The following is a 6,865-nucleotide window of genomic DNA, read 5'->3' on the forward strand; positions in this document are numbered from 1 at the left end:
TAGATCAGCCGGACCGGTGCACTTAATGATTCCGTTTGGTTACGTAGTGAAGATCCCAATGAAGAGGTAGTTACAGATAAGCCGGATAACGAAGTCTTAGAAACAGAAACCCTAGAAGATGGTAGTGTGGTTAAGCATTATCGGGAACGTCGAGTTAGAGAAATCGACGGAGAAGCAGTTTCTATGTTCATTAAGACCACTCCAGGACGTATTATCTACAACAAAACCATCCAAGAAGCTTTAACTATAGCTTAGAGAAAAAGTTTGGTAGAAGTTTCAACTTTTACCAAACTTTTTTGCTTGTTATTCTCATTCCGAGGTACGAGGAATTTCTTTAACAATGGACAATGGACAATGGACAATGAATAATTGTCATTGCGAGGTACGAGGAATCTCTTTAATTTTCTAAATAGAACAGATCGGTCATTGATATTAGCATTGAGTATAAGATCATAACCCCACTTTTGCAGAAACACCGAGTAATAAATTACTATAAAACAAGAAAGTATAATAAAGTTTGATAAGTTAACCGATGAAAACAATTCCTACGCCGAAAACTCCTACGTTAGTACAACAGTTACAATGGGTTTTAAATCCCACTGGCTATCTACAAACCAACCATCATCGCTATCCAGATCTATTTAAAGCCAAAATCATCGGTTTAGGCAATGATATCATTCTTATCAGTAATCCTGAGATAATGCAGTACATTTTAACTCACGATCGCCAGGAATTTACTGCACCTAGTTCTCTAAATACCCTCTTAAAGCCACTATTAGGGGATTACTCTGTGGTTATGCTAGACGGCGATGGCCATCGTCAACGTCGTCAGTTAGTGATGCCATCGTTTCACGGGGAACGTCTTAAAGTCTATGGGGACTTAACCTGTCGTATTACCCGAGAGGCCATGGAAAAACTGCCCGAAAATCAACCTTTTTTGGCCAGGGAGGTAATGCAGGATATCTCCTTAAAAGTGATTATGGAAGCGGTATTCGGAGTAACTGAGGGGGAACGTTATGAGGAATTACAATATAGATTAAAAGAGTTACTCGACCTATTTGATTCTCCCATCACTTCCGGCTTTTTATTCTTTCCCTCTCTACAAAAAGACTTGGGAAACTGGAGTCCTTGGGGTTACTTCCTTCGTCAACGCCAAGCTCTTGATAAATTAATCTATGCAGAAATAAGCGATCGCCGCGCTAACCCCGATCCCGAGCGCACAGATATTTTATCCCTCCTAATGTTTGCAAAAGATGAACAAGGGGAAAGCATGAAGGATCAAGAACTACGAGATGAATTAATCACCCTGTTAATGGCAGGCCACGAAACCACCGCCTCAGCTATGGCTTGGGCTTTATACTGGCTCCATCATATACCAGAAATTAAAGATAAGCTGATTGAGGAGTTAAACACCCTCTCACCGGATGCTGAGGGAATGGATATTTTCCGTCTCCCCTACCTAACCGCAGTTTGCAACGAAACTCTGAGACTTTCTCCTTCGGCTATGTTAACCTTTACCAGACTGGCTCAGCAAACCGTTGAGGTAGGAGGTTATACTTTTAAACCTGGGGATATAGTTGCGGGCTGTTTATATTTAACCCATCTACGGGAAGATATATATGCTAACCCCAAACAATTTAACCCTCAAAGATTCTTAGATCATAAATATAGTGCTTACGAATTTATTCCTTTTGGTGGTGGTTCCCGTCGTTGTATGGGGGAAGCGTTGGCCAAATTTGAAATGAAGTTAGTCATCGCAATTATTATCTCTGAATATTGCTTAAAACTAGCAGATACTCAACCCGAAAAACAGCAACGAAGAGGGTTAACTTTATCTCCAAAAAGAGGGGTTAAAATGATTTTAGAAGGCAAACGCCAACCCCAGAAAGCTCGGGAATTAGAATTATCAACAAGATAAATATGTTTAAATTTTTCACCCCTTCCCTGACTAAATTTATCACCTTTTTATTAGGTATTGGCTTAATATTGGAATTAGTCTCCCGTGTTATTGTGGAAAGACTCTGGTTTCAAGAAGTGGGTTATGTAGATATTTTTGCTGAACAATTATCATGGCAGTTAGGGTTGTGGGTGATTATTAGTGGTTTTTCTTGGTGGTTTTTGTGGGGTAATTTGCGTCAAGCAGAACGCCATAAATGGCATTTTATTCCCCAGATTCCTACTAAGAATAAAAAAAGACGTAAACCCCTAAAACAAGCAAAACCTCAACTAATTCCTGAATCTCCTTCTCTTGGTCTTTTCTGGTTAATAGTTTTTACTATTAGTTTAGGGTGTTTAATGGGATTCATGTTACTTTATTACAGTGAAGTAGCTTATAATGTTTGGAATCCAGATTTTACCCTACCTAATATTACTCCTCCTCTACCAACTCCCTTCTTTTTGGATTCTGTTGCTGAAATTTTATCTCAACTGAGAAATCAATTATGGAAAGCAGGAATTATGGGAGGAATTATTATAGTTATTTTTGTCAATAGTCAATTATATTTTAAAATAATATCCTTAACTTTTAGTATAATATTTGGTCTGGTTTTATCAGGAAACTGGACAAGAATTTTACAGTATTTTTATCCCACCAGCTTTGGAGAAGTTGATCCCCAATTTAGTCTAGATGTCGGTTTTTATATTTTTACTCTTTCTTTTTGGCGGTTGGTCAATTTTTGGTTAGGTGGATTATTTTTAGTCGGATTTATTTTAGTAAGTCTCACCTATTTATTATCAGCTAATAGTTTATCTCAAGGAAAATTCCCTGGATTTTCTCGTTTTCAACTCCGTCATTTATATATTTTAGGTAGCCTTCTCATGTCGGTCATTGGACTCTATCATTGGTTAGCAAGGTATCAATTATTATACTCGACTAAAGGGGTTGTTTTTGGAGCAAGTTATACAGATATCCATTTTCTTTTGCCTATTTATACTATCGCTTCTGTTCTCGCTATTCTCATTTCTTTATGGCTGCTCATTAAGGGAATAACAGGATGGGGACGCTATGCTCAAATCCCTTTATTAAAACGGTCTAAATTAAAGAAGCTTCCTTTTTCACCTCTACCATTTGTAATCTATATAACTGTTATAATCATATCATTTTTGGGTCAACAAACAGTACAAAGTTTTATTGTAGAACCCAACGAATTAGCTAGAGAGACCCCTTATATTGAACGTAGTATAGCATTAACTCGTCATGCTTTTGGTTTAGATAAAATTCAAATTAAAACACTCAATGCTCAAGGTAATTTAACAGCCAATGCTTTAAATAAAAATCGTCTAACAATTAACAATATTAGACTTTGGGATTCTCGTCCACTTCTACAAACTAACCGTCAATTACAACAATTACGTCTCTATTATAAGTTTAATGATGCCGATATTGATCGTTATGGTATTCCCATTGAAAATGATGTACAATTAACCATTGAAAGTGATGTAAAATTACCGAAAATTGCCAAGCAACAGGTGTTAATTGCTGCTAGAGAATTAGATTATAATGAAGTACCAGAACAAGCAAAAACTTGGGTGAATCAACACTTAGTTTATACTCATGGTTATGGGTTTACTTTATCCCCGGTTAATCGAGTTGCTCAAGGGGGTTTACCATTCTATTTTGTACAGAATATTGGTACAGAAAATAATGCGGGAGACTTACAAACTTCTAGTAATGCTATTCGAGATAATATTCCTATTGATAATCCTAGAATTTACTTTGGAGAGTCAACAGACACTTATATTATGACCAATACAGAAGTTAAAGAATTAGACTATCCCAGTGGTCAAGATAATGTTTATAACATTTACAATGGTAGTGGGGGAATTGAATTAAAAAATTGGACAAGAAGATTACTATTTGCTAACTATTTAAAAGATTGGCAAATGATTTTTACTCGTAATTTTACTCCTGATACTAAATTGATTTTTCGGCGTAATATTAATCGTCGCATTAGAACACTGGCACCATTTTTACGCTTTGATCGTGATCCTTATCTAGTAACTGCTGAGATTAAAAATAAGTCAGAAGAAACCAGTTTGTATTGGATAATTGATGCTTATACTACAAGCAATCGCTATCCTTATTCTGAACCAGGAGATCGCCCGTTTAATTATATTCGTAATTCAGCTAAAATTGTTATTGATGCTTATAATGGTGACGTTAATTTCTATATTGTTGATCCCAGTGATCCTTTAATTCAAACCTGGCGAAAAATTTTCCCTACTCTTTTCAAACCGTTGTCAGAAATGCCAATTTCTCTTAGGGTTCATATTCGTTATCCAAAAGACTTATATAACACTCAATCAGAACGTTTATTAACCTATCATATGACCGATCCTCAAGTATTTTATAACAGAGAGGATCAATGGCGTATTCCCCAAGAAATTTATGGAGAAAATCAACAACCCATTGAACCCTATTATCTCTTAATGAGTCTTACCAGTGAGGCACAAGAATTTATCTTATTTAGTGTTTATACTCCCACCAGTCGTAATAATTTAATTGCTGGTTTATTTGCCCGTTCTGATGGGGATAATTATGGTAAGATGTTATTACTAGAATTACCGAAACAAAGGGTTATTTATGGACCAGAACAAATCGAAGCCTTGATTAATCAAGATCCCGTTATTTCTCAACAAATTTCTCTTTGGAACCGTCAAGGATCACGAGTAATTCAAGGGAATTTATTAGTTATACCTTTCTTTGCAGAACAGTCTTTATTATACGTTGAACCTTTATATTTAGAAGCGGAACAAAATAGCTTACCCACTTTAGCAAGGGTGATTGTTGCTTACGAAAATCAAATTGTCATGTCAGAAACCCTAGATGAAGCATTAACCTCCATTTTTGAACCGGAAAAAGGTGATTCTTCTACCATTATTCGAGAACTTGATCCAGAAGAACAGATTATTATCCCTAATTAAAATGGTGAAACTTGACGGATAACGTTACACGTCAAGTTAATTATGATGAGAGTTCGGAGTTCGGAGTTAGGAGTTCGGAAGCTAGATATTAGCTGTACCTCATGACTGTAGGAAATGCTATAAAACTATCTTATTTCGCAAAGAAGGAATTATATTATGACCTCAGAACAACAAAATCTACTAGAAAAATCTCAACAAAGCCTAGAAGCTGCTATTGACAATATAGTCTAAGTAGGGTTTTAAGATCCTTTATGTTCATTCTATAGGAAAGTTAGGGATTATTGTGTCAATTTCCTGCATTATTTCAATTGTATTTTGTAAAGCAACAACAATTTTTTGATAGTGGATAATGTCATCAGGGGACAGTTTACGCTTAGCTTTTTTACGATCTTTTAACCACTTATCTAAGACTTGATATCCTCCTATTTTAAATTCCCAGATGCTTTCGGGAATACCGATAAAGTGACAATTTTTATTGATAGAAACTTGTTGCTTTTGGGGACTATATTTAACTTGGATAACTTGGTTTTCTTTGTCTCCTTGGTATTGGGTAATAAGATTATTTAATTGATCTGATTTCATTAAATGCAGGTTAACTAAGGTTTCTCCTTTGCTTGCTAATGTGATGAATAGTTTATCATTTTTGGTGAGGGGAAGAAGAGGAAAGTCTATTTTAAGAAACTCTGCATATCTTTGACGATAAGTAGGAGAATGAAACACTGCATAAGCATAATAAAATATGTTTTCTGGTGTGGGAATATATCCTAATTTTTCTTTAATAGCAGTTAAAAATTTAGGGGATAAGTTAGCTGTTTTTTCTTCAAATAAGTTAGTTTGTTGGTTTTCTGTATCAGGATATATATATAAAGGTAATAAATAACCTCTTTCTCTACTTTTGTTAGAAACATAAGAATCATCAGTAATATTAGAACTTATCATAATATGTTGCCATGAATCACTAACAGTTTGACGACATAAATGAAATCCAAAATTGTCACTTTTTAACATATTTTTCATAACTTCATTACGAGGCATACAAATGAACCCTCTTGATTTCCCCGTATAATAAGTATATCTAAGATCAAAAGGACGATAAATAATAGGTACAATCAACTTATTATTAATACCTGTCTTTCGTAAATCATCTTGTGCAAAAGGTAATTGCTCACCGCAATAAAGAATCTGTCTTGACAACATAAAGGTAAAATCGGGGATTTTTATGTATAGTGGGGGTTATGACCACAAATGCTACCATTGATTCAAAGCTAGTTAGAGCTATCGCCGATGAACAGTTGGCGAACAATGTCTTCATGATTGAGTGGCTAGTCAAGGCACAACAACAGTTATCTCTTCAACAAAGACTGATTGACCAGCAACAACAACAAATCTCTACACAACAGCAAGAAATTGAAAAATTGAAAGAAGAGAGAGATAAGCTAAAAAACCGTAACTCAAAAAACAGTTCAGTCCCCCCATCATCAGACCAACTAAAAAAGCCTTCTGACAAAAAGAAACGCAAAAAAGGATTTAAACGCGGACCAAAATATGACCACCCAGAGAAGACCCGTAATGGTTTTGGTCAGCCCGATAAGATAGTCACTTTAGAACTAGAAAACTGTCCTGTTTGTGGGGGTTCAGTGGAACGAGATGAAGTAGTTCCCGAAAAAGTCCAGCAAGTGGCTGAAGTAGTAGACCAACCCATAGAAATCAGGGAATATCGTCGCGGATTCTATAAATGTCCTAGTTGTGGATGGTCAGATTACAGTCCTGTTCCATTGGGAGTTAAAGAAGGATTCAGTTATGGGGCGCGATTAAGTAGCATCGTGGGCTGGCTTGGCTATGGGGGTAATCTTACATGGCGTAAACAGGAACATTTTATAGAGTATGTCTTTGGCATTCCCATTTCTCAAGGGAGCCTTGCCAAAATGCACAAATGGTTTCA

Annotated in this window: 3 protein-coding genes and 2 pseudogenes; 4 read left to right on the forward strand and 1 reads right to left on the reverse strand. The window is 35.9% G+C overall.

All coding sequences use genetic code 11. The features are described from left to right. Nucleotides 1-21 precede the first annotated feature (21 nt). The 3 genes and pseudogenes from rpoC1 to CWATDRAFT_RS28450 form a co-directional block, all read left to right on the forward strand. Nucleotides 22-255, forward strand: a pseudogene (gene rpoC1 / locus CWATDRAFT_RS34885) (DNA-directed RNA polymerase subunit gamma); the annotation flags it as partial. Between the two features lie 277 nt (nt 256-532). Further along, entirely contained in the window at nt 533-1,918 is a 1,386-nt protein-coding gene (locus CWATDRAFT_RS28445) for a cytochrome P450 (RefSeq protein WP_007308223.1), read from the forward strand. A gap of 2 nt (nt 1,919-1,920) precedes the next feature. Next, complete coding sequence (locus CWATDRAFT_RS28450) at nt 1,921-4,923, forward strand: UPF0182 family protein (RefSeq protein ID WP_007308224.1); 3,003 nt, start codon at nt 1,921-1,923, stop codon at nt 4,921-4,923. A gap of 255 nt (nt 4,924-5,178) precedes the next feature. Here the strand turns inward: CWATDRAFT_RS28450 and CWATDRAFT_RS28455 are convergent, their stop codons facing one another. After that, nucleotides 5,179-6,120: a type ISP restriction/modification enzyme gene (locus CWATDRAFT_RS28455; protein WP_007308225.1), complete on the reverse strand. Its 942-nt coding sequence runs from the start codon at nt 6,118-6,120 to the stop codon at nt 5,179-5,181. Between the two features lie 29 nt (nt 6,121-6,149). Here CWATDRAFT_RS28455 and CWATDRAFT_RS28460 point away from each other — a divergent pair. Further along, nucleotides 6,150-6,865 (forward strand): annotated as a pseudogene (locus tag CWATDRAFT_RS28460) (IS66-like element ISCwa4 family transposase); the annotation flags it as partial.

This window comes from Crocosphaera watsonii WH 8501 (assembly GCF_000167195.1).
Taxonomy (GTDB): domain Bacteria; phylum Cyanobacteriota; class Cyanobacteriia; order Cyanobacteriales; family Microcystaceae; genus Crocosphaera; species Crocosphaera watsonii.

Coding starts and splice junctions, on each gene's coding strand:
- CWATDRAFT_RS28450 (WP_007308224.1), top strand. CDS start 1,921: ATGTTTAAATTTTTCACCCCTTCCCTGACTAAATTTATCACCTTTTTA.
- CWATDRAFT_RS28455 (WP_007308225.1), bottom strand. CDS start 6,120: ATGTTGTCAAGACAGATTCTTTATTGCGGTGAGCAATTACCTTTTGCA.
- CWATDRAFT_RS28445 (WP_007308223.1), top strand. CDS start 533: ATGAAAACAATTCCTACGCCGAAAACTCCTACGTTAGTACAACAGTTA.